The organism is Komagataeibacter nataicola (assembly GCF_003207795.1).
Taxonomy (GTDB): domain Bacteria; phylum Pseudomonadota; class Alphaproteobacteria; order Acetobacterales; family Acetobacteraceae; genus Komagataeibacter; species Komagataeibacter nataicola.
This window is the reverse complement of record NZ_NIRT01000006.1, coordinates 128,130-150,592: the sequence shown is the minus strand read 5'-3', so window position 1 is coordinate 150,592 and position 22,463 is coordinate 128,130. Positions and strand designations below refer to the sequence as shown.

Here is a 22,463-nt window from a genome sequence, read left to right as displayed (position 1 = left end):
CTCACCCAGTCCAGACCGCCAATCATCGCCCCATAAAGAGCAACAACCGCGCCGCCAGCATATCCCTTCCAGATACTCTCTCTATTCTCTTGTCAAAGACCCGCCGGAGCAGCATCGCCGTCCGGTGAAGGGGCTTTTACGGATATTAGCCCCCCCTGTCAACGCCATGCCAAAAACCCTGAAAACACACGGAATTCAGCCATAAAACACACATAACAGTCACAAACCGCACCAAAAAAAAATGCGCTAAAGTGAAAATTATATGAAAAAAGGAGGGGCAGGCCCCTCCTTTCCTTAAATCCGGTGCGGTGCGCCGGTGTCAGTCGGCCTCAACCTCGGTGCCATTGATGGTCAGGTGGTCATCCTTCGCATCAACGGTCACGGTTTCACCGTCATGAATGGTGCCTTCAAGCAGCAGGCCCGCCAGCGGGTTCTGCAGGGCGCGCTGGATCACGCGCTTGAGCGGGCGGGCACCATAGACCGGGTCATAGCCCTCATTCGCCAGCCAGGTCTCGCCGCCCTTGTCCAGACGGAGCTGGATGTTGCGGTCAGCCAGAAGCTTGCGCAGGCGACCGATCTGGATTTCCACGATCTTGCCCATATCCGCCTTCTGCAGGCGGGAGAACAGGATGATCTCATCCAGGCGGTTGAGGAACTCGGGCCGGAAGTGGTTGCGCACCACCTGCATGACCTCGGGCCGCACGCTATCAACCGATTCACCATCAGGCAGATGCGCCAGCACTTCGGAGCCAAGGTTACTGGTCAGCACGATCAGCGTGTTGCGGAAGTCAACCGTGCGTCCCTGCCCATCGGTCAGGCGGCCATCATCGAGCACCTGCAGCAGGATGTTGAACACATCCTCATGCGCCTTTTCGACCTCATCGAACAGAATGACCTGATAGGGCCTGCGGCGGACAGCCTCGGTCAGCACGCCACCTTCCTCATACCCGACATAACCGGGAGGGGCGCCGACGAGCCGCGAGACCGCATGCTTCTCCATGAACTCGCTCATGTCGATGCGCAACAGCGCCTTCTCGTCATCGAACAGGAAGCGGGCCAGCGCCTTGCACAGCTCGGTCTTGCCCACCCCCGTCGGGCCAAGGAACAGGAACGAACCGATGGGACGGTTGGGGTCCTGCAACCCGGCACGGGCACGGCGCACGGCGTTCGATACCGCCTTGAGTGCAGGTTCCTGACCCACCACGCTCTTGCGCAGTTCATCTTCCATACGCAGCAACTTGGCGCGCTCGCCTTCGAGCATGCGGTCCACCGGCACGCCGGTCCAGCGCGAGACCACGGCGGCGATGCCCTGATCGGTCACGGTATCACTGACCATGCCATCGCCCTTGCTGATCTGGTCAGCCTCTTCCTGCGCCTTGGCAATCTGGGCCTGAAGCTGCGGCAGGCGGCTGTACATCAGCTCCGATGCCCGGGCGAGGTCACCCTTGCGCTGGGCGATCTCGATATCCGAGCGGATCTGGTCCATTTCCTCCTGCAGCTTCTGCACCGCGTTCACGCGGTCTTTTTCAGCATGCCAGGCGGCGGTCAGCGCATCGGATTTTTCCTGTAGTTCCGACAGTTCGCCTTCCAGCTTGACCAGGCGCTCCTTGCTCGCCGCATCGTCTTCCTTGCGGATGGCCTCACGCTCGATCTTGAGCTGGATCAGACGGCGGTCAAGCTCATCGAGTTCCTCGGGCTTGCTGTCGATCTGCATGCGCAGGCGGCTTGCGGCCTCATCGACAAGATCAATGGCCTTGTCAGGCAGAAAGCGGTCGGTGATGTAGCGGTTGGACAGCGTTGCCGCCGCCACCAGCGCACCATCGGAAATACGGATCCCGTGATGGAGTTCGTATTTCTCCTTGATGCCACGCAGGATGGAGATGGTATCGGCCACCGTCGGCTCGCCCACATAAACCGGCTGGAAACGCCGGGCGAGAGCTGCGTCTTTCTCGATGTACTTGCGGTATTCATCAAGCGTGGTGGCGCCAATGCAGTGCAGCACGCCACGCGCGAGTTCAGGCTTGATGAGGTTGGAGGCATCCATCGCGCCATCGCTGCGGCCTGCGCCCACAAGGGTGTGCATCTCATCAATGAACAGGATGATCTGGCCCTCGGCGGACTCGATTTCCTTCAGCACCGCTTTCAGGCGTTCCTCGAACTCACCACGGAACTTGGCACCCGCAACCAGCGCGCCCATGTCGAGCGAAAGCAGCTTCTTGTTCTTGAGCGCCTCGGGCACGTCGCCATTGACGATACGCTGGGCCAGCCCTTCGACGATGGCGGTCTTGCCCACGCCCGGCTCACCGATCAGGACCGGATTATTCTTGCTGCGACGCGCCAGCACCTGAATGGCGCGGCGGATTTCCTCATCACGGCCAATCACCGGATCGAGCTTGCCCTGAAGGGCCACCTCGGTCACGTCGCGGGCATATTTCTTCAGCGCGTCAAAATTGGCTTCAGCGTTTTCGCTATCCACGGTGCGTCCCTTACGGATGGTGGCAATGGCTTTTTCCAGCGCCTGCGGCGTAGCGCCACCGGCACGCAGGGCCTGACCGGCAGGCGTTTCCGATGCGGCAATGGCAGCAAGCAGGCGATCCTGCGCCACATAGCCATCGCCCGCCTTCTGCGCGGCCTGCTCGGCGGCATCAAGCACGCGCACCAGTTCACCCGTCGCGCTGGGCTGGCCCGCGCCACTGCCCTGCACTTTGGGCAGTTTGGCAAGGGCGGCCTCGTTGGCGCCGGTAATGGCGGGCACGTCACCGCCAGCGGCGCGGATCAGGGAGGAAGCGGCACCCTGATCATCATCAAGCAGGGCCTTGAGCAGATGCTCGGGTGTCAACTGCTGGTTGTAGTCACGCATGGCGATGGTCTGGGCGGCCTGCAGGAAACCGCGCGAGCGTTCCGTGAATTTCTCGATGTTCATCTGTTTCTTCGTCCCTTTCAATCAGGCGACATGATGGTTCTGCCTTTGCGCCGTCCCTCAACAGGCAACGGCAAGGCGCTGGATTCCAGATGGGATCCACCCGATGTTATTACAAGATGCCGACCGCCTGTTTCCTTCGTTCATGCCGTGTCTGATCATGGGGTTAGCTGACCATCGGCGCAGGGTCCGCAACCTTGATCCTGATCAAGGTTGCCGTGCCTTATCGGCGTAACGGCCATTCACCCGAAAGGTTATGAAGACACCCTGCAACTGTCATGGGCGGGTGTATGACGCAGGACACAGGCCGATACCGACCTGTCCTCGCAAAAATCATCAACAGTCAAAGACGTTTTTGGTGAAGCTTTTTCCAAAAAGCATCAGAAGAACGCCGCCTTTCCGAAAAAAGGCGGCACCCGGAAACTTCCGTCTTTATTCTGGCCTGCTGGCCTTGGCCGCCACGGCGGGGCCAAGCAGCAGCAGGTCCGCGGCCGAGAGCCGGTCAGAGGCATTGCTCGCCTGATGCCAGTAGGGATAAAGCAGCGGGGGAGCGCTTGCTTCATCAAGGCGGCTGATTTCTTCAGCACTCAGCACAAGGTCGGCTGCCTTGAGGTTATCGACAAGCTGCGCCTCGGTGCGCGCGCCGATCACGATGGAGGTAATGGCGGGCCGCTGCGCCACCCAGGCCAGCGCCACCTGGGCTGCGGAAATGTTGCGGGCCTCGGCAATGCTGACGAGCACTTCCACCACATCATACAGTTTTTCAATGTCATGAACCGGCGGCTCGCCCCATTTCTCGATCTGGCGCGTGCCTGCGGGCTGCGGCCTGCCGCGGCGGTATTTGCCTGAAAGCAGCCCACCGGCCATGGGGCTCCACACCTGCACGCCAATGCCCTGATCGAGCGAAAGCGGCAGCAGTTCATATTCCGCCTCGCGCGCCTGGAGCGAGTAATAGATCTGCTGCGCCACGGGGGCGATCAGCCGGTCACGCTCGGCAACCGACAGCGCCTTCATCAGGTGCCATGCCGAGAAGTTGGACACTCCGGTATAACGGATCTTGCCCGCGCGGGTCAGAGTATCGAGCGCTTCGAGCGTTTCATCGAGCGGGGTCTGGCCATCCCATTCATGCAGGTAATACAGGTCGATATGGTCACGTCCCAGCCGCTGGAGGCTGGCCTCGCACGCGCGGATGAGATGATAGCGCGACAACCCGGCATCATTGGCCCCCTTGCCCATGGTAAAGCGGGCCTTGGTAGTGACCATGATGTCATCGCTGCGGCCCTTCAGCGCCGCGCCCAGGATTTCCTCCGACACGCCGGATGAATAGATATCGGCGGTATCGAACATGTTGATCCCGGCCTCGATGCACAGGTCAAGCTGGCGGCGGGCGCCTGCAAGGTCGGTGTCACCGGTCTTGGCGAAGTCACCCTTGCCGCCAAAGGTCATGGTGCCCAGCGTGAAAGCTGAAATCCTGAGGCCCGAACGGCCAAGCTGACGATATTGCATTTCTTTTCCTCCCCTAAAGGTCTGTAAAACGCCCGCCCGCAGCAATTGCACCAGCAATGAAAAGTTTTTGGTGAAGCTTTTTTCAAAAAGCGGCACTCAAAAACTTTTATCATCCACAAGCGGCAGGCTTCAGCCGGTATAGGTCACGTTAAGTTCGCCCACCCCGGCGCAGGTGGCATGCAGCACGTCGCCCCGCTTGACCGGCCCCACGCCCGAGGGCGTGCCGGTCATGATCAGGTCGCCCGGCGCAAGGGTGACAAAACGGCTGAGGCAGGCCACGATCTCGGGCACGGACCAGATCATCTCCACCAGGTCGCCTTTCTGGCGCTGCTCGCCATTGACGCTCAGGGCAATGGCCCCACTGTCGGGGTGACCGATGCGCGCGGCAGGCACCAGCGCGGAAATGGGACAGGACTGGTCAAACCCCTTGGCCAGCGCCCACGGGCGGCCCGCCTTCTTGGCGGCGGCCTGCAGGTCGCGCCGGGTCATGTCCAGCCCCACCGCGTAGCCATAAATGTGCGAGAGCGCCTTCTCCACCTCAATGTCAGCCCCCTCGCGCCCGATGGCGGCGACAAGCTCGACTTCATGGTGCAGGTCCGCCGTGCTGACGGGAAACGGCAGCAGCCCGCCACCGGGCACCACCGCATCGGCAGGCTTGGCAAAAAAGAAGGGTTCGGAGCGCTCGGGGTTGCTGCCCATCTCGCGCGCATGAGCGGCATAGTTCTGCCCCACGCACCATATCCGCCTGACAGGAAAGACACCCGCACTCCCCTCCACTGGCACGACAGGAAGGGTGTAGGGGGGAATTACGTAGTCCGTCACGATACGGCGCTCCTGCTGTTCATACCGGCGCGCATGGTGGCACCCGTGCCCGGTCGTGTCACGGCAAATGCGGGGCGGCCCCACGAAAGCGGACATAAAAAAAACGCCAGCCGGAACAATCCGGCTGGCGCTGAAAATACGGTGGCGGCAGATCGCCCCCATTATTTTGCGTCGATCAGTTGCGGGCCTTGTCGACCAGCTTGTTCTTGCCGATCCACGACATCATGGCGCGCAGCTTCTCGCCCACCTTCTCGATCTGGTGCTCGTTGTTACGAGCACGGGTGGCCTTGAAGCCGATGTTGCCGGACTGGTTTTCAAGGATGAAGTTGCGCACGAAGGTGCCATCCTGAATGTCGGTCAGGATCTTCTTCATCTCGACCTTGGTCTCCGGCGTGATCACGCGCGGGCCGGACACGTATTCACCATACTCCGCAGTGTTGGAGATGGAGTAGTTCATGTTCGCGATGCCGCCTTCATAGATCAGGTCGACGATCAGCTTCATTTCGTGCAGGCACTCGAAATAGGCCATCTCCGGCGCGTAACCGGCTTCAACCAGCGTCTCGAAACCAGCGCGGATCAGCTCGACCAGGCCACCACACAGCACGGCCTGCTCACCGAACAGGTCGGTCTCGACCTCTTCCTTGAAGGTGGTCTCGATGATGCCCGCACGGCCACCGCCGTTGGCGGAGGCATAGGACAGCGCGATCTCAAGCGCGTTGCCCGAGGCGTTCTGCGCCACGGCCACCAGCGACGGCACGCCGCCACCCTTCTGGTATTCCGAGCGCACGGTGTGGCCGGGGCCCTTGGGTGCAATCAGGAACACGTCGAGGTCGGGACGCGCCTCGATGATGCGGAAGTGAATGGCCAAACCATGGGCGAAGGCGAGTGCGGCGCCCTGCTTGAGGTTCTTTTCCAGCGATTCCTTGTACAGCGCGCCCTGGCCTTCATCAGGGGTCAGCACCATCACCACGTCGGCCCACTTGGCGGCGTCGGCGGGGGTCATGACCTTGAAGCCGGCGGCCTCGGCCTTGGCAACGGCCTTTGATTCGGGGCGCAGGCCGACAACGATGTCGGTCACGCCGGAATCCTTGAGGTTGTTGGCATGGGCATGACCCTGGCTGCCGTAGCCGATGATGGCCACTTTCTTGCTCTTGATCAGGTTCACGTCGGCATCGCGATCATAATAGACGCGCATGGTCTTGCTCCTTGGGGAATGAAAAAAACGGATGAAGTAGAAAACGCGACCCTTACAGGATTGCCGCCCCACGGGCGATGGCGGCGATACCCGTGCGCGACACCTCGGCAAGGCCAAGGGGACGCATGAGGTCGATGAAGGCATCAAGCTTGTCGGACGCGCCGGTCAGCTCAAAGACGAACGAGGTGGCCGAGGCATCAACCGGGTGCGCGCGGAAGGCCTGCGCAATGCGCAGCGCATCGGCCCGGCGCTCGCCACTGGCAATCACCTTGACGAGCGCCATCTCGCGCGCCACGTGCGGCTCGCGCCCGGTCATGACCGCCACGCGGTAAACCGGCACCAGCCGCTCCACCTGCGCGCGGATCTGGCCCAGAACATGCGGGGTCGCGGTGGTTACGATATTGATGCGCGACTGATGGCGGGTTTCATCCACCGCGGCCACGGTCAGGCTCTCGATATTGTACCCACGACCTGAGAACAGGCCGATCACGCGGGCCAGCGCGCCGCTTTCGTTCTCGACCTGAATGGAAATGACCGCAGAGACCGGGCTCTCCTGCTGCGTGGTCATGATGGTGTTTCCTGACTGCTTGGGGCGCCGCCCTGCGGGGGGCAGGGGCGGCAGGAAAGGACGGAAACCCGTGACACGGAGCACCACGGGCAGGCGCAAGATCAGACCAGCATGCGGCCTTCGGCGCTGATCTCGTCATCCTGATCGGGGCCGAGAAGCATCTGGTTATGCGCAGCCCCCGAAGGGATCATGGGGTAGCAGTTTTCATCCTGCGCCACGCATATATCCGCCACCACCGGGCCGGGATGGGCCAGCATCTCGGCAATCACGCCATCAAGCTCGCCCACGCAGGTCGCGCGCAGGCCCTTGCCATGAAAGCTTTCCGCAAGCTTCACGAAATCGGGCAGCGCCGCGCTGTAGCTCTCGGAATAGCGCGAGTCATGCAGCAGTTCCTGCCACTGGCGCACCATGCCCATATACTGGTTATTCAGGATGAACACCTTAACCGGCAGGCGATACTGCGCGATGGTGGAAAGCTCCTGGATGTTCATGAGCGTGGAAGCTTCCCCCGCGATGTCGATCACCAGCGCATCGGGGTGGGCGATCTGTGCGCCCACGGCGGCAGGCAGCCCGTAGCCCATGGTGCCAAGCCCGCCAGAGGTCAGCCAGCGATTGGGCCTGTCGAAGCCGAAATGCTGTGCCGCCCACATCTGGTGCTGCCCCACCTCGGTCGAGACATAGGTGTCGCGCCCGGTGGCGGTGGCCAGTTCATGCAGGCGGCGAATGGCGTATTGCGGGCGGATGATCGCCTCGGGTGCGCGATCCTGCACAAAACCGAGGCTGTCGGTCTTGCGCCATTCATTGATCTGGTGCCACCACTGCGCCATGTCGATGGGCTGGCGGGTATTGGCGGGCGTGCACTCCCACTCCTCCAGCATCATCTCGATCACGCGCCGCGCATCGCCCGTAATGCCCACGTCAACCCGCACGATCTTGTTGATCTGGCTGGGGTCGATATCGGCATGGATCTTGAACGAGCCGGGCGAGAACGCATCGAGCCTGCCGGTCACGCGGTCGTCAAAGCGCGAACCGAGCGCGATCAGCACGTCGCAGCCATGGGTGGCCATGTTGGCCTCGTAGGTGCCGTGCATGCCCAGCATGCCCAGGAAACGCCGGTCGCCCGCGGGCATGGCCCCGAGCCCCATCAGCGTGGAGGTGCACGGAAAGCCCGTCTTTTCCACCAGTCTGCGCAGGGCGGCGGATGCCTCCGGCCCGGCATTGATGATGCCGCCACCGGTATAGAACAGCGGGCGGCGCGCGCCCTTCATGGCGGCCACGGCGCGCGCGATCACATCCCGGCCCGGCTCGGTCTGCGGGCGGTAGGACGGGTGCGGCACGCGCGGGGCGTCGCTATAGGGTGCGGGGCCGACCATCAGGTTCTTGGGCAGATCGACCAGCACCGGGCCGGGGCGGCCGCTGCGCGCGATATGGAAGGCCTCGTGCACGCACGGCGCCACATCTTCCGCCCGGCGGATGAGATAGTTGTATTTGGTGGCCGGGCGGGTGATGCCGGTCGTGTCCGCCTCCTGAAAGGCATCGGTGCCGATCAGCGGCACGCCAACCTGACCCGAGAAGCAGACCACCGGAATCGAGTCCAGCATGGCATCGAGCAGGCCGGTCACGGTGTTGGTGGCACCCGGCCCGCTGGTGACGAGCACCACGCCCACCTTGCCGGTCGAGCGGGCATAGGCCTCGGCCGCGTGCACGGCGGCCTGCTCGTGGCGGACCAGAACGTGGCGAATCGCATCCTGGCGGAAAATGGCATCATAAATCGGCAGGACCGCGCCACCGGGATAGCCGAAAATGACCTCGACCCCCTGCTCCGCCAGTACGCGCAGAAGCACCTCCGCACCGCTGAGCACGGATGTATCCGTGCCCGCTGCGTGTGGCTTCATGTCGGTCTGGTGCGCTGCTGTGTTCATGGTCCTGCTCCTTCGCCACTGGTGGCCAGAACAATCCGGCCAGCCCTGCTACAGGCGAAATCCCGGGCCGGGTTTACGGAAAGCCTTGGCCCGCGTCAATGCGTTTAATAACAAAAGAAATGATTTTATCGGCTTCGCTTTCCATTTGTTGCGCGACTTCGTCTTTTTCAAATCGTTTTTCATATAAAAACGTGTCTTCAGGAGCCGCGAGCGGATGATGGGCGAACCACGTGGCCTGCCGCTTCGTATATTGCCCGGTCAGCTGGATGGCGCGCGCCGCCGCATCCGCCCGCGTCATCCCGCCACGCAGCACGGCGGCGAGTTCGGGCACGCCATGGGCACGCATGGCGGGCAGGTCGGGCGGCAGGTTCTGCGCCAGCAGGGCTGCCACCTCCGCCATGGCGCCCTGGTCCAGCATGGCGTGAAAGCGCCGGGCGATGGCCGCGCGCAGCCCGTCACGCGCGGGGTGCAGCCTTATGGCAATGAAGCGGGCGGCAAGCGGCGGCAGCACGGCCTCGCGCCGCCACCATGCCATGCCGTGGCCGGTGGCGGCATGCACCTCCCATGCGCGGGCAATGCGCTGGCCATCACTGGAGCGCAGTGTGGCGGCGGTTGCGGGGTCGATCTGCTGCAGGCGGGCATGCAGGGCGGGGGCGCCGAGTTCGGCCAGCAGGCCGCGCGCCTGTTCGCGGATGGCGGGCGGCGGCTGGGGAATATCGGCCAGCCCATCGGTCAGCGCGCGGAAATACATGCCCGTGCCGCCACAGAACACCGGCACGCGCCCGGCATCCCACGCCGCGTGTGCCGCCGCCAGCGCCTGCTCGCGCCACCACGCCACCGAGCCATTGCAAGCTGCGGGCAGCACACCATACAGCGCATGGGGCACGCAGGCTTCCTCCGCCACGGTGGGGCGGGCGGTGAGAATACGCAGGTCGCGGTAGACCTGCATCGAATCGGTATTGATGATGGTGCCGCCCACATGGCGCGCAAGGGTCAGCGCGAGTGCGGACTTGCCCGAACAGGTCGGACCCGCCACGATTAGCGCCACGCGCGCCTGCCCTGATGGGGGGCGTGTCATTGTTTCATCCTTTTCACTGACCCGGACCCCATGGCTGATTCCCCTTCCCACGCCCACATCCTTGTACTGGTGGCCAACCGTGACGCCACATCGCTCACGCCGGTCGATATCGAAGCCGCGCGCGACCTTGCAGGCGCTGCCACCCCCGTTACCCTGGCGGAAGGCGAAGCGGTCGAGATGGCCTGCACCGCCCCCGATATCTCGGCCCTGCGCGCCGTTTTCGCCAAGGCCCATATCGACGTGCTGGTAACGCCCTCCACCAACCGCCGCAAGCGCGTGCTGGTGGCCGACATGGACAGCACCATCGTCAGTTGCGAAACGCTGGATGACATCGCGGCCCATGCCGGCATTGGCGAGAAGATTGCCGAGATCACGCGCCGCTCCATGAATGGCGAGATCGAATTCGAGGCCGCCCTGCGCGAGCGCGTGGCCCTGCTGCGCGGCCTGCCGGTGACATTGCTGGAAAAAGCGTGGAAGGACGTAAAGCTCAACACGGGGGCTGCCGAGCTGGTGCGCACCATGCGGGCAGGTGGCGCACGCACGGCGCTGGTGTCCGGCGGGTTCACGTTCTTTACCAGCCGGGTGGCGGCCCTGTGCGGCTTTGATGAAAACCACGCCAACACCCTGCTCGATGCAGGCGACAGCCTGACCGGTGAGGTCGGCCAGCCCATTTTAGGCCCGGATGCCAAGCTTGCGCACCTGCGGCGCCTTGTCGCGGCACAGGGCGTTGGCGTGGCGGATGCGCTGGCCACGGGCGATGGCGCGAACGATCTTGCCATGCTGCGGGTGGCGGGGCTGGGCATCGCCTTCCACGCCAAGCCCGCCGTGCGGCGCGAGATCGGCAACCAGGTCAACGCCACCACGTTGCGCAGCCTTCTGTTCGCGCAGGGCTACCGGGCGGCGGAATTCATCACGGCGTAATGGCCGTGCCGCGGGCAGCGGTGGCGGCTGGCTGGCCGCGACTGTCCTGCGCCTCGATGAACACGCGCGTGACTTCAGGATAGGTCTGCTTGATCTGGCGCTCGAGCGTGCTGACCACGATCTCGACCTGCCCTGCCGTCATGTCATTGCGAAAATCGAGGCTGATGACCACCAGCACGTCGCGCGGGCCGAAATGCATGGAGCGGATCTCGTTCAGCCGCTCCACGCCATCGGCTGCCAGCGCCATCTGGCGCAGGGCGCGCAGCACTTCAGGGGCGACCCCCTCGCCCGTCAGCAGCGACTGGGATTCCCGCGCAAGGAAGGCCGCCGTGACCGCTAGGATGAAGGCGATGATGATGGACGCCACCCCATCGAGCACCGGCATGTCCAGCCACTCGGCCAGAACATTGCCCAAAAGCGCCACGAACAGCCCGCTCAGCGCCGCCGTATCCTCGAACAGGACGGTGAACACGGTGGGGTCCTTGCTCATCTGCACGGCCTCCACCCAGCCGCGCCTGCCCTTGCCCTCCTTGCGGAAGGCCCGCAGCGCCATCAGCCACACCGAGCCCTCGAACACGATGCTCGCCACCAGCACGGCGTAATTGACCAGCACATGCGCCACCGGCTGCGGGTGGATGATGTGGATGATCCCCTCATACAGCGAGACCCCCGCCCCCAGCCCGAAGATGAGCAGCGCCACCACGAAGGTCCAGAAATACAGCTCCAGCCCGTAACCGAACGGATGCGTGGCCGTGGCCGGGCGGGTCGCGCGCTTCATGCCCACGAGCAGCAGGCCCTGGTTGCCGGTATCGATCAGGGAATGGATGGCCTCGCTGAGCATGGAGGCGCTGCCCGTAAGGAAGGCCGCGCCAAACTTGGTGGCCGCCACCAGCAGGTTGCCGCCAAGTGCCGCGAAGATGACCGTTCGGGAAGATGAGGAATGTGCCATTGATTTTTCAATATTGAGCCAGAAGACCATCCTATCGCGCCACGCCCCCTTTTAACAGTGTGGCAACCATGCGTGCCGGTTGCGGGGGGCGGGCCGCCTGTCCTATGCTCAAACCGCACTGCCAACGGAGTACCAGCCCAGATGCGCACCACCGTCATCCAGATGGCGCCTGGCGCCTCCGCGCCCGAGAATATCGATACCGCCCGCGCCCTCATCACCGCCGCCATCACCGCCGACAAGCCCGACCTCGTGGTGCTGCCCGAGATGTGGAGCTGCCTTGGCGGCACGCGCGACATGAAATTCGCCGCAGCCGAGGTACTGCCCGCCCCCGATGGCACGGGCGAGGCCGGGCCGCTGTACCACTTCCTGTCCGGCATTGCGCGCGCGCATGGCATAAGCGTGCATGGCGGCTCGATTGGCGAACTGCATGGGGAAAAGCTGTTCAACACGTCCCTGCTGTTCAACCCGCAGGGCCACGAGATCGCGCGCTACCGCAAGATCCACCTGTTTGACGTGACAACGCCCGGCGGCGAGGGCTACCGCGAGAGCGATACCTACGAGCCCGGCTCCGACATCGTTACCGCGCCGCTTTCGCCCGATCTCACCGCCGGGCTGGCCATCTGCTACGACATCCGCTTCCCCGCCCTGTTCCATGCGCTTCGCGCGCGTGGCGCCAACGTGCTGCTGGTGCCCGCCGCCTTTACCGTCGAGACCGGGCTTGCCCATTGGGAGACGCTGCTGCGCGCCCGTGCCATCGAGACCCAGTGCTGGATGGTGGCCTGCGGCACCACTGGCACCCACATCGACGACAGCGGCCAGCCGCGCCGCACCTATGGCCATTCCATGATCATCGACCCGTGGGGCACCATCGTGGCGCAGGTCTCCGACGGGCCGGGCTGGAGCACCGCGCGCATCGAACATGGCGTGATTGACAGCACGCGCGCGCGCATGCCGGTCATGGCGCATCACCGCCTGTCCATCCACACTCCATGACCGATATGTCGTACCCCGGCTGGGCCGATGGGTACACCCCCACCAGACTGTGCTTCGCCGCGGCTCCGAACGAGAGCGCCGAACTGTGGCGTGAACGGCTGGTGGGTCAGTACGGCCAGTGCCCGCCCGAAGAGGCGGAGGCCCTGATCTGCCTCGGTGGCGATGGCTTCATGCTGGAAACGCTGCACACCACCCTTGGGCATGAGCTGCCGGTTTACGGCATCAACTGCGGCACGGTTGGCTTCCTGATGAACCCGGCCGTGCCCGATGACCTGCCCGCCCGCCTTGCCGCGGCCCAGGTGGCCACCCTGCACCCGCTACGCATGAAGGCCACCACCATGGATGGCCAGTGTGTGCATGCCCTGGCGCTCAATGACGTATTCCTGTTCCGCCAGACACGGCAGGCAGCCAAGATCCGCATTGGAGTCGACGGGCGCGTGCGCCTGTCTGAACTGATCTGCGATGGCGTGCTGATCTCGACGCCTGCGGGCTCGACCGCCTACAACCTCTCGGCCCACGGGCCGATCGTGCCGCTCTCGGCCAACCTGCTGCCGCTCACGCCCATCAGCGCATTCCGCCCACGCCGGTGGCGTGGCGCGCTTCTGCCCTCCACCGCCCGGGTGCGCTTCGATATTCTGGAAACCGACAAGCGCCCTGTCGCCGCCGTGGCGGATTTTACCGAGGTGCGCGATGTCATTTCCGTCGAGATCAGCGAGGCGCGCGAGTTGCACACCACCGTGCTGTTCGACCCCGGGCAGAGCCTGTCGGAACGGATCATCGCCGAGCAGTTCACGGCTTGAAAACACAAGTCTAAGGCCGCACCCGGAAACCTTCATCCTTCCCATTTCATCCCGCCAGCCGGTGCAGGCTCGCCCCATTGGCCCGCAGCCATTTCTCGGCCTGGCGGCGATGCGGGGTCAGCCTGTCCACCAGCAGCCAGAAATCAGGCCCGTGATTCATGTGCCGCAGATGGGCGAGTTCGTGGGCGATGATGTAATGCTGCACCTCCTGCGGAGCCATGACCAGACGCCAGCACAGCATGATGCTGCCATCGGATGAGCAGCTGCCCCAGCGGCTTTTCGTATCGCGCAGGCGCAACTGAGTGGGGCGCAGGCCGCTGGCCTCGGCCTGAATGCGCAGGCGCGCGGGCAGCAGAACCTGCGCCTGCGCGCGCAGATAGGCCATCACGCGCCGGGAAATGAACTCGGCGGCACCGCTCACATGCAGGCGGCCCTCTTCCAGCCACACGCCCCGCCGGGCCTCCGGGCAGTGCACGATTTCGCGGCTCTGGCCATCAAGCGGCACGTGGCCGCCATGGCGCAGTTCGGCGGCAGGCGGCAGGCGCGCAAGGCCAGCCGCGACCCAGCCGGAATGGGCGCGGAGCAGGGCCAGCCCATCCGCCCTGCGGGCCGCGCGCGGCAGGGTCATGACCACATGCCCCGCCACGGGGTCGATGCGCATGGAAATCCGCCGCGCCCGCGCCGAGATGCGCCACCGCACCGGAACCGCCCCCGATGCGATGGGCACGACCTCAAGCCCGTCTTCCTGCCCCGCGCCCTGCGCCATCAGCGCCCGCGCGGGCGGGTGCGGCAGAATGCATCTTTCGGGGCCTCGCCGGGCCAGTCGATGATGTGGTCTTCCAGCATGCCCGCCCTGCGCTCGCTGATGACCCGGCCACTGACCGATATGCCCGCCTCATGCACCGTTTCATGCGTGCCGGACACCAGCGGGTGCCACCATGGCAGCGGCTCGCCATCGCGCACCAGCACGTAACCGCAGGTGGGCGGCAGCCAGTCGATATCGGCCAGCATCTCCGCCGTCAGGCTGATGCAGTCCTGCACCCGGCGGTGGCGGTGGGCGTAATCGGTGCACAGGCAGGTGGTGGTATCGAGCAGACGGCAGGCGACATCGGTAAACAGCACCTCGTCCGTCTCGTCCTCGCGCAGCTTGTGCAGGCAGCACCGCCCGCAGCCATCGCATAGCGATTCCCACTGCGTGGGGGTCATCTGCGCAAGCGGCGTCGTCTCCCAGAAAGGGGGGGTCTCATCGGTCATGATGTCGTCCTGCCATATCGCATGTGTACAGTTTTCATTGCAGTGCTGCCGCCGCCATGGCGCACAGCACGGTCATCACCGCGCAGAACACGCCCACCCCCGCCACGGGGCCCGCCAGCAGGGGCAGCCACAGCAGCCGCAGCCGTGCGCGCCCCCCGGCACCCAGCCCGCGCGCCGTGCGCGACAGGCCGGGCGGCACGGCATCAAGCACGCGCAGCAGCGGCCACATGGCCGCAGGCGCCACGAGCGCCCCCTGCGCCACGCTCCCCATGCCGCCACCGTGGCCTACAAACCCCGGCCAGAGCAACGCCAGCGCCAGCCCCGGCAACATGAGGGCAAGCATGAGGCCACGCAACACCACGCACCGCGCGGGCCAGTTCCGGTGCAGCAGGGCCTGCGCCCCCAGCACCAGCATGCAGGCCACTCCCAGCCCCAGCGCAGTGGCGCACCCGTCAGCCGCCAGCGCGCCCGGTGGGTGAGTGGCAAGAGGGAGCAGCATCAGCCCGCCCTGTGCAGCCATGTCTCGAACCGCCGGGAAAGAGGCGCGTAATTCACCTGCCAGAACTGTACATCCATGGGCAGCAGGGCCGCCGGATGGGCCGGACCGGACGGCCCTGCGGGTACGGCCGCCGCGAAAGCGCCCTGCCGGTCTGGCTGGACAATGAAATGCAGCAGTTCGCGTGATCGGCCCAGCCGCTCGGCGGACTGGCCCGCCACCACCGCCCATGACAGGTCATAGGACAGCGCCATGTCGGTATTGACGCCAATGCGCTCCGGCTCCGCATGCGTGGCGAGGCTGTTCACGGCCTCAAGCGGCGCGCTGCCCATGAGCACCTGTTTGCGTGACAGGAGGTTGGCCGCCTCGGCGGGGGTGGACCACCACGTTATATAAGGACGCAACTGGCTGAGCTTGCGAAAGGCGCGGTCGACACCCTGCGGGGTGGCAAGCTGGCCATAAACCTCGGCTGGCGGCACGCCATCGGCCAGCAGCGCGATCTCGAGCGTGGTGCGCGGGTCGCGCCGCAGGCCGCGCTTGCCCGGAAAGCGCACGATATCCCAGAAATCATTCCATCGCGGCGCGCTCTCACGCCATGTCTGGTCCCATGCCACCACAACCTGTGTAGCCAGCCCCGGCGCACCGCAGCCATCGGGGTTGGCAGTGCTGCCTGCCAGATGCACCACAAGGCCCTGCACGCAGGCGGCGCGGATGGTGCTGTCCTCGGCAAAGGCAAGCGACCAGTTCCCCCCATTTCCAGACCGGAGGCCATGGGACTCGAGGTCAGGCAGGGCGCCCGTCCAGGCCCGGCGCGTGACGGCCTGCCCCGTGGCGCGCGTGAATGGCTGGAAAAACGCAACATCCTGCGCCTGGCCCAGCTGCGGCTCCGTGCTGGCCACCACCAGCGCGGGGCTGTGGCGGGTGCGGGCGGCCGCCTGCACATCCGCCCACGGCACGGGCAGGGCGATCAGGGCCGCGAGCAGGCTGGGCAGAAGGGCGCTGAGGGAGCGACGGGACACAATCTGGAACACGGGTGGGAAACAGCCTTTCGGGCGGGGGCGGAAGATGGCGGACGCTACCCCATTTCACCCCGGAACGGAAAGGCCATTGCCTGCGCGGGCTGCCACGCCAGCACCGCCGCCTGCCCCGGCGCCACACGCTGCAGGGCGGCGGTGGGGGGACGGCGCACAAGCAGTTCGGCCCCATTGGCCAGCCGCAGGCGCAGCAGCACATGATCGCCCATCTGGCGCAGGTCGGTCAGCGTGGCCTCAAGCAGGGGCGGCTCGTCAGGGTCGGCCCCCGTCATGCCGGGGCGGGAGGGAAACATCACGGCCACCCGGTCGGGCCGGATGCACAATGTGGCCAACTGGTCCGCCACGACCCCCGGCATGGCCATGGCCTCGACCGGCAGGCCACCAGGCAGGTGGGCCAGGGCCACGTCATCCTCCACGCTGGCCACGCGCACGGTCAGGGCATTGGCATCGCCAAATTCGGTGGCCACGCGGTCACAGGCGGGGCGCTCGAACAGGTCGCGCGCCGTGCCCACCTGCAACACCTCCATGCCGTGCATGTAAGCGATCGTATCGCCAAGCAGCAGGGCATCCTCACGCGCGCGGGTCAGCAGCACCACGCACAGCCCGCGCGCGCGGACAAGGCGGGCGACCAGGCGGCGCATGGCGCGGCGACTGGCGGCGGGGAGCGGCGCAAAGACATCTTCCAGCACCAGCACGGGCGGCTCGAACACCAGCGCGCGCCCCAGCATGACGCGCAGCGCCTGCTCGGGGCCCAGCGTTGCCGGGCGGGCCTGCTCCAGCCCATCAAGCCCCAGCAGGGCCAGCACGCCGCGCACCCGCGCCAGCACCGCCTGCGACTCCATGCCCCGCGCCCGCAGCCCGAAGGCAAGGTTGGCCTGCACGCTCATATGCGCGAACAGGGGGTCACGCCAGCCAACCAGCGTGCACGGGCGAGCCTCGGGCGGGAGGGCTGTGACATCCACGCCATCCACCACGATCTGCCCGGCCCCTGCCGACACGTGGCCCGCGAGCAGGTCGGCAACGGTGCTCAGGCACGCCGCGTGCTCATTGACAATGGCCAGGCACGCCCCGGCAGCAGCCCGGAAGGACAGGCCCGACGCACCGGGTGAGGCAGCCAGCGCACTGGCAACCAGCCGTATGGAGAAAGGAGACATGCGATAACAGAAACCTGACTGGGGGGATAAAGCGTTATAAGCAATGGTTACCTCCTTGCCAGAGGATTATCCGCTTCACCCGTCCTAAAAAGGAAACGACAATGAGCAAGACCACGGACACCATCAAGAACGTAACCCACGAAGACCTGCAGGCCCTGAAGAGCCACATTGAAAACCTGCTGCACACGCACGGCAAACAGGCGCTGCATGACGTGGCGGGCAAGGCCGAGAAGCTGGCGGGCCAGGCCCGTGAAAGCCTGGAAGAGCATGCCCCCAAAAAAGGCGGCTCACGCGCTCGTTCGCTTGTGGCTATCGCCATTTTCTCGGTGATCGGCTACTTTCTTGGCCGCGCAACGAAATAAGGCATTCTAGCCTGCCGTAACCAGAGGACATGCGAGCATCATGAGAATAGGCGAAATCGGCAAAACCATCATTGAAGGGGAGCTGACCCTACGTAAACTGATGGCGATCCGTCTTGGTCGTCAGGCCGCGTTTCTGGTTGTGGCAGCCATATTTGCCTTCTTTGCCGTCATTTCAGGCCATGGGCTGCTGTGGGCCTTCTGTTACCAGACCCTGGGCTTCAGCGCCCTTGGCGCTGCGGCCATGGTCTTCGGGGCCGATGTGCTCGTGGTGCTCATGGGTCTGGTGATGGGCCGCCGCTCCTACATGACGCCAGAGGAAATCCGCGTGCGATTCGCACGCGAACACGCCCTGAACGAACTGCGGCAGACCGTGGCCCTGTCCGCCGTAGCCACCACGGTGGCGGGCCCGCTGACGCGCCACACCTTCCGGGCGGTATGGGGACTGCTGCGCAGCCTGACCGGTCGCGGCAGATAACAGGCAGATAACAACCACCAGACCGCCGCGCCCGGGCTATCTGGCAATGATCCACGTCATTGCCAGATAGTATCCATGCTGAAATTGCATTGGCTCACATTGGCGTTTTCTGGAAACGTGCAGCTTCCGGACATACTAAGCACGCAAATGGTTTGCATGCTTAATACCTGTATGTCCCCGCTGGCGGAACCCGATGCCCGATCTGGAGCGCAACAAGAAGGAACTGTCATTCGGTCGCCGTCTCGCCCGGCTTGGCGCCGCGTGGCGTCGGCAGGTCGATCATGACCTGCGCGAATATGGCCTGACCGAAGCCACATGGCGGCCCGTCCTGTACCTTGGCCTGCTACCGCCCCCCGTGCGCCAGACAGACCTCGTGCGCGTGCTTGAAATCGAAGCCCCATCCGTCGCCCGCCTGCTCGATGTACTGGAACGCCGCGACCTCGTGTTCCGTTCCCCCGACCATGAAGATAAACGCTCGAAGCTCGTCAGCCTGACGGAAAAGGGCGAACGCACGGCACGCCAGGTGCGCCATGCGGTGGAAGCCGTGTCGAGCCGCCTGCTGCATGGCATTTCCACGCCGGAACTGCTGGCCTGCTATTCTGTCTTTGAGCGGATCGAGGCCAACCTGTGTAAAAAACCCGCCCAGCCCCCCCACACGGTGGCACTGCGGTGATGCCCCTGCCCTTTACCCCCCTTTTTCCACCCCATGCCGGGGGCGTGTCCCTGCATTGTGGCACCATTGACGGTTTCTTCCCGCGGCCGTGTCGGCTACAGATAGCGGCACAGCGGCGCGGAGTCTGTCACCGGGTGTCGCTGCCTGCTTCTCCTTCAACGGGACCGTTCGGAATGAGAACCGCCTGATGCTGAGCGAATTCAACCTCTTCGGTGTCTTCATGGCACCGATTGTCGTCTATGCCGTCGCTGCCCTGCCTGTCACCATGCTGTTGCGCTCGCTGCTGTGGTGGTGCGGCATAATGAAATGGTTCTGGCATCTCGCCCTGTTCGAGGTCGCGCTATACACTTGCGTCCTGTGCCTGATGATCCTGTACATCTGACTGTCCCAAGAAGGTTCGAGAATTCCCATGCCCCTCCTGCGCACCCTGATCCGTGTGGTCCTGACCCTGGCGGTCGTGACGATGGCCGTCGTCATGGGCATCACTTTATGGGACACCTACATGATTGCCCCGTGGACCCGCGACGGGCGCGTCCGCGTCTATGTCGTTGACGTGGCGCCGGAAGTATCGGGCACGGTGGTACAACTGCCAGTGGTGGACAACCAGTACGTCCATCGCGGCGACCCTCTGTTCGTGCTTGACCCCGTCCGCTTCCGCCTGGCCATCCGCGAGGCGCAGGCCCGGCTCGATGGCGCGCTTGAAGACCTCAAGCTCAAGCAGAACGACGCCCGCCGCCGCATGGGCCTTGGCGGCATCGTCTCGGCGGAAGAACAGGAAGTGTTCAACTCGAACGTGGCGACCCAGATCGCCTCGGTCGATGCGGCGCGCGCGGCCCTTGACCTGGCCAAGCTGAACCTGCAGCGCTCCATCCTGTATTCGCCCGTCAACGGCAACATCACCAACCTCAACCTGCGGATCGGTGATTACGTGACCGAGGGACATGCCCGCCTGGCCGTGATTGACGCCGACTCCTACTGGGTCAACGGCTACTTTGAGGAAACCAAGATGTGGGGCGTGCATGTGGGCGACGAAGCGCGCGTCAAGCTCATGGGCTACAAGGACATCATTCCCGGCCATGTGGTCAGCATCGCGCGCGGTATCAATGACCAGAATGGCCGCCCCGACGGGCTTGGCCTGCAGGATGTCAGCCCGATCTTCACATGGGTGCGGCTGGCGCAGCGTATCCCGGTCCGTATCCACCTTGACCATGTGCCCGACAGCGTGACACTCGCCGCCGGCATGACGGCCACGATCAGCGTCGGCCCGCAGGCCCGCACGCAACGCGGTCGCCTGACGACATGGCTGCAAGATCATCTGTAAGGCGCGGGCACGATCATGAACATCACTTCAGTTACCCGCAGGACCGGCCTGTTCCTGACATCGGCCATCTTTCTGGCCGGTTGCACGGTGGGGCCGCGCTACCAGCCGGACCGGATGAAACTGCCCGCCAAGTTCACCGAGGACGAGCATACCGCCACCCCCGAGGAGATCGAGGAAACCAACAAGGAACTCAAGGAGTGGTGGCACCTCTTCAAGGATCCTGAACTCGACAAGCTGATCGACAAGGCCATTGCGGGCAACTACAACCTGCAGGTGGCGGGCCAGCGGATCATGGCCGAGCGCGCCATTCGTGATGTGCAGGCATCACAGTGGTATCCGCAGGTCGATACGCAGGCCTCGGCCGGTAATGTCCGTTATTCGGTCAATATCGATAACTGGCCGCTGCGTCCCGGCTCTGCTGCGGGCTCGGCCAACCAGCCCCAGGCCGCGTATCTGGGCTACGGGTTCAGCGCAAGCTGGCAGATCGATGTATTCGGCCGCATCCGCCGTGGGGTGGAAGCCGAGAACCGCGCGGTCGAGGAATCGATCGAGGACCGTCGTGGCGTCATGGTCATGATGCTGTCGGAACTCGCTGGCGACTACATGATGCTGCGCGACCAGCAGCTGCGGCTGGAAATCGCCAACAACAATATCCATGTGGCGCAGGATGCCTATGACCTGACCAACCGGCTGTATCTTGAAGGTGTGGGCAACACCATGCAGATCGCGCAGGCCAAGGCGGAGCTGGATTCACAGACCGCCGCGCGCGAACCGCTCAAGACCCATATTTCCCAGATTACCCATGCGATCGATGTGCTGATGGGCCAGATGCCGGGCACGTCGGAGCTGGAACTGAAGGTGGCCAGGCCGCTGCCGCCGGTGCCGGAGTTCCCTGCCACCCTGCCATCCATGGTCATTGCCAACCGCCCCGATATCCGCAAGGCCGAACGCACCTATGCCGAGGCCACGGCGCGCATTGGCGTGGCGGTGGCCCAGCTTTACCCCAACTTCACCATTCCGCTGAACTTCAACCCCAATGCATCGGCGCTGTACCAGGTGTTCCAGATGGGCGGCATGAGCTGGCAGTTCCTGATGATGGCCTCGCTGCCCCTGATGCATGGTGGCAAATACACTTCGCAGATCCGCATGGCGCAGGCCGCGGCCGAGGCAAGCCGTCTGGCTTACCGGCAGTCCGTGCTGAACGGCTTCAAGGAAGTCGAGGATGCAATGGCCGCCTGGCATGATGATGAGGAACACACCGAACTGCTGGCCAAGGCTGCGGAAGACAGCACACTGGCCAGCGAACGCGCCCGCAAGCTGTATGCAGCGGGTCTTGTCGGCTTTCTGGAAGTGCTGACGACCGAACGCACCACTCTTAACGCCCAGAATGCCGAGGCCATGGCCCGGCTGGAGCGCCTGCAGGATGCGATCAACCTTTACACCGCACTCGGCGCGGGCTGGCAGGGCATTGCGCTGACCAACACCACCCTGCCCGTATCGCTTGAAAAGCAGAACATGCTGGCGCGCGCCTTCCAGCAGTAATGTGGTTGCGGCCTGCCCGCCCTGGCGGCGCGGCAGGTTCCGTATCCCCCTCAAGGGGGCAGCTTATGGACCTTACCCCTGCTGGAGCGCATACGGATGCACGCGATTTCTGCAATGCGCTGAAGATTCTTTCCAAAGGCCATACAGGCGTGGCTGACTGAATTTGAAGGGCGCAATATCTTTTTTTGACCAGCCTGCCCCCATCACATTACATAGGCTGATCTTTATAAACTGACTCAGACGACGGCAATTTATGAATAATGTGCCGGCAACCCAATTCAATAAAATCCTGGCCGATGATTGTGCTGTGCCCTGTATATGCTAAACAGAGTTGCATATGCGAGCTTGGCGGAATGGTAGACGCACGAGACTTAAAATCTTGCGCCTGTAACTGGGCGTGCGGGTTCGAGTCCCGCAGTTCGCACCACAGACACCTGAAATAGCACGATTTTTCGGCTGAATGAGGAGCAAAGGCTGT

The 22,463-nt window shown here is 64.3% G+C and carries 23 protein-coding genes and 1 tRNA gene; 11 read left to right on the top strand and 13 right to left on the bottom strand.

Annotation, left to right across the window (positions count from 1 at the left end; all coding sequences use genetic code 11):
• Nucleotides 1–205: hypothetical protein (locus CDI09_RS18415; RefSeq protein ID WP_211308932.1), on the top strand; the 205-nt coding region annotated here is incomplete at its 5' end.
• A gap of 114 nt (nt 206–319) precedes the next feature.
• Here CDI09_RS18415 and clpB read toward each other — a convergent pair.
• From clpB to miaA, 7 genes are all read right to left on the bottom strand, one after another.
• Nucleotides 320–2,923 carry an ATP-dependent chaperone ClpB gene (clpB, locus tag CDI09_RS05495; protein WP_078525395.1) on the bottom strand — a complete coding sequence of 868 codons (2,604 nt, stop codon included), beginning with the start codon at nt 2,921–2,923 and terminating at the stop codon, nt 320–322.
• 429 nt (nt 2,924–3,352) lie between these two features.
• Nucleotides 3,353–4,426, bottom strand: coding sequence for an aldo/keto reductase (locus CDI09_RS05490; protein ID WP_078525397.1), 1,074 nt, complete (start codon nt 4,424–4,426; stop codon nt 3,353–3,355).
• A 129-nt stretch (nt 4,427–4,555) separates the two neighbouring features.
• Entirely contained in the window at nt 4,556–5,248 is a 693-nt protein-coding gene (locus CDI09_RS05485; RefSeq protein ID WP_249033999.1) for a fumarylacetoacetate hydrolase family protein, read from the bottom strand.
• Nucleotides 5,249–5,423: 175 nt separating this feature from the next.
• A complete protein-coding gene (ilvC, locus tag CDI09_RS05480) occupies nt 5,424–6,443 on the bottom strand; it encodes a ketol-acid reductoisomerase (RefSeq protein WP_010515698.1) in 1,020 nt (339 codons plus the stop codon).
• Between the two features lie 52 nt (nt 6,444–6,495).
• Nucleotides 6,496–7,011 carry an acetolactate synthase small subunit gene (ilvN, locus tag CDI09_RS05475; RefSeq protein ID WP_078527855.1) on the bottom strand — a complete coding sequence of 172 codons (516 nt, stop codon included), beginning with the start codon at nt 7,009–7,011 and terminating at the stop codon, nt 6,496–6,498.
• Between the two features lie 101 nt (nt 7,012–7,112).
• On the bottom strand, nt 7,113–8,933 hold the full coding sequence (gene ilvB, locus CDI09_RS05470) for a biosynthetic-type acetolactate synthase large subunit (RefSeq protein WP_078525405.1): 1,821 nt from the start codon (nt 8,931–8,933) through the stop codon (nt 7,113–7,115).
• A 73-nt stretch (nt 8,934–9,006) separates the two neighbouring features.
• Complete coding sequence (gene miaA / locus CDI09_RS05465) at nt 9,007–10,011, bottom strand: tRNA (adenosine(37)-N6)-dimethylallyltransferase MiaA (RefSeq protein ID WP_078525407.1); 1,005 nt, start codon at nt 10,009–10,011, stop codon at nt 9,007–9,009.
• A gap of 30 nt (nt 10,012–10,041) precedes the next feature.
• On the opposite strand from miaA, the gene serB reads away from it, so the two are divergent.
• A complete protein-coding gene (serB, locus tag CDI09_RS05460) occupies nt 10,042–10,932 on the top strand; it encodes a phosphoserine phosphatase SerB (protein ID WP_078525410.1) in 891 nt (296 codons plus the stop codon).
• Here serB and CDI09_RS05455 read toward each other — a convergent pair.
• Nucleotides 10,922–11,881, bottom strand: a complete 960-nt coding sequence (locus tag CDI09_RS05455) for a cation diffusion facilitator family transporter (protein WP_078527857.1) — start codon at nt 11,879–11,881, stop codon at nt 10,922–10,924. The genes serB and CDI09_RS05455 overlap by 11 nt on opposite strands.
• A gap of 141 nt (nt 11,882–12,022) precedes the next feature.
• Between CDI09_RS05455 and CDI09_RS05450 the strand changes: the two genes are divergently transcribed.
• Both CDI09_RS05450 and CDI09_RS05445 read left to right on the top strand, forming a co-directional pair.
• Entirely contained in the window at nt 12,023–12,874 is an 852-nt protein-coding gene (locus CDI09_RS05450; protein WP_078525413.1) for a carbon-nitrogen hydrolase family protein, read from the top strand.
• Entirely contained in the window at nt 12,871–13,674 is an 804-nt protein-coding gene (locus tag CDI09_RS05445; protein ID WP_078525416.1) for an NAD kinase, read from the top strand. The genes CDI09_RS05450 and CDI09_RS05445 overlap by 4 nt, the downstream gene beginning before the upstream one ends.
• Before the next feature lie 46 nt (nt 13,675–13,720).
• Here the strand turns inward: CDI09_RS05445 and CDI09_RS05440 are convergent, their stop codons facing one another.
• From CDI09_RS05440 to CDI09_RS05420, 5 genes are read right to left on the bottom strand one after another with little or no spacing between them, the layout of a single operon-like run.
• The gene (locus CDI09_RS05440) at nt 13,721–14,440 is read right to left on the bottom strand and encodes a M48 family metallopeptidase (protein WP_078525420.1); all 720 of its coding nucleotides are present in this window, start codon (nt 14,438–14,440) and stop codon (nt 13,721–13,723) included.
• Nucleotides 14,440–14,928, bottom strand: coding sequence for a YcgN family cysteine cluster protein (locus CDI09_RS05435; protein ID WP_078525423.1), 489 nt, complete (start codon nt 14,926–14,928; stop codon nt 14,440–14,442). Before CDI09_RS05435 ends, CDI09_RS05440 begins: the two co-directional genes overlap by 1 nt.
• Before the next feature lie 34 nt (nt 14,929–14,962).
• A complete protein-coding gene (locus CDI09_RS05430; RefSeq protein ID WP_078525425.1) occupies nt 14,963–15,448 on the bottom strand; it encodes a hypothetical protein in 486 nt (161 codons plus the stop codon).
• Complete coding sequence (locus CDI09_RS05425; protein ID WP_078525428.1) at nt 15,427–16,455, bottom strand: extracellular solute-binding protein; 1,029 nt, start codon at nt 16,453–16,455, stop codon at nt 15,427–15,429. Before CDI09_RS05425 ends, CDI09_RS05430 begins: the two co-directional genes overlap by 22 nt.
• A 44-nt stretch (nt 16,456–16,499) precedes the next feature.
• Nucleotides 16,500–17,612, bottom strand: a complete 1,113-nt coding sequence (locus tag CDI09_RS05420; RefSeq protein WP_078525431.1) for an ABC transporter ATP-binding protein — start codon at nt 17,610–17,612, stop codon at nt 16,500–16,502.
• Nucleotides 17,613–17,713: 101 nt separating this feature from the next.
• On the opposite strand from CDI09_RS05420, the gene CDI09_RS05415 reads away from it, so the two are divergent.
• The 7 genes from CDI09_RS05415 to CDI09_RS05385 all read left to right on the top strand — a co-directional run bounded on the left by CDI09_RS05415 (nt 17,714) and on the right by CDI09_RS05385 (nt 22,412).
• The gene (locus tag CDI09_RS05415) at nt 17,714–17,974 is read left to right on the top strand and encodes a hypothetical protein (RefSeq protein ID WP_078525433.1); all 261 of its coding nucleotides are present in this window, start codon (nt 17,714–17,716) and stop codon (nt 17,972–17,974) included.
• Between the two features lie 40 nt (nt 17,975–18,014).
• A complete protein-coding gene (locus CDI09_RS05410; RefSeq protein WP_078525435.1) occupies nt 18,015–18,449 on the top strand; it encodes a hypothetical protein in 435 nt (144 codons plus the stop codon).
• 193 nt (nt 18,450–18,642) lie between these two features.
• Nucleotides 18,643–19,122, top strand: coding sequence for a MarR family winged helix-turn-helix transcriptional regulator (locus tag CDI09_RS05405; protein WP_078525438.1), 480 nt, complete (start codon nt 18,643–18,645; stop codon nt 19,120–19,122).
• Between the two features lie 187 nt (nt 19,123–19,309).
• Nucleotides 19,310–19,504: a DUF1656 domain-containing protein gene (locus CDI09_RS05400; protein WP_010510087.1), complete on the top strand. Its 195-nt coding sequence runs from the start codon at nt 19,310–19,312 to the stop codon at nt 19,502–19,504.
• 27 nt (nt 19,505–19,531) lie between these two features.
• Nucleotides 19,532–20,443, top strand: coding sequence for an HlyD family efflux transporter periplasmic adaptor subunit (locus tag CDI09_RS05395; RefSeq protein ID WP_078525441.1), 912 nt, complete (start codon nt 19,532–19,534; stop codon nt 20,441–20,443).
• Between the two features lie 15 nt (nt 20,444–20,458).
• Nucleotides 20,459–21,985 (top strand): efflux transporter outer membrane subunit, encoded by a 1,527-nt coding sequence (locus tag CDI09_RS05390; protein ID WP_078525442.1) that lies wholly within the window; start codon nt 20,459–20,461, stop codon nt 21,983–21,985.
• 339 nt (nt 21,986–22,324) lie between these two features.
• Nucleotides 22,325–22,412 (top strand) — tRNA-Leu (locus CDI09_RS05385).
• The last annotated feature ends 51 nt before the right edge of the window (nt 22,413–22,463 follow it).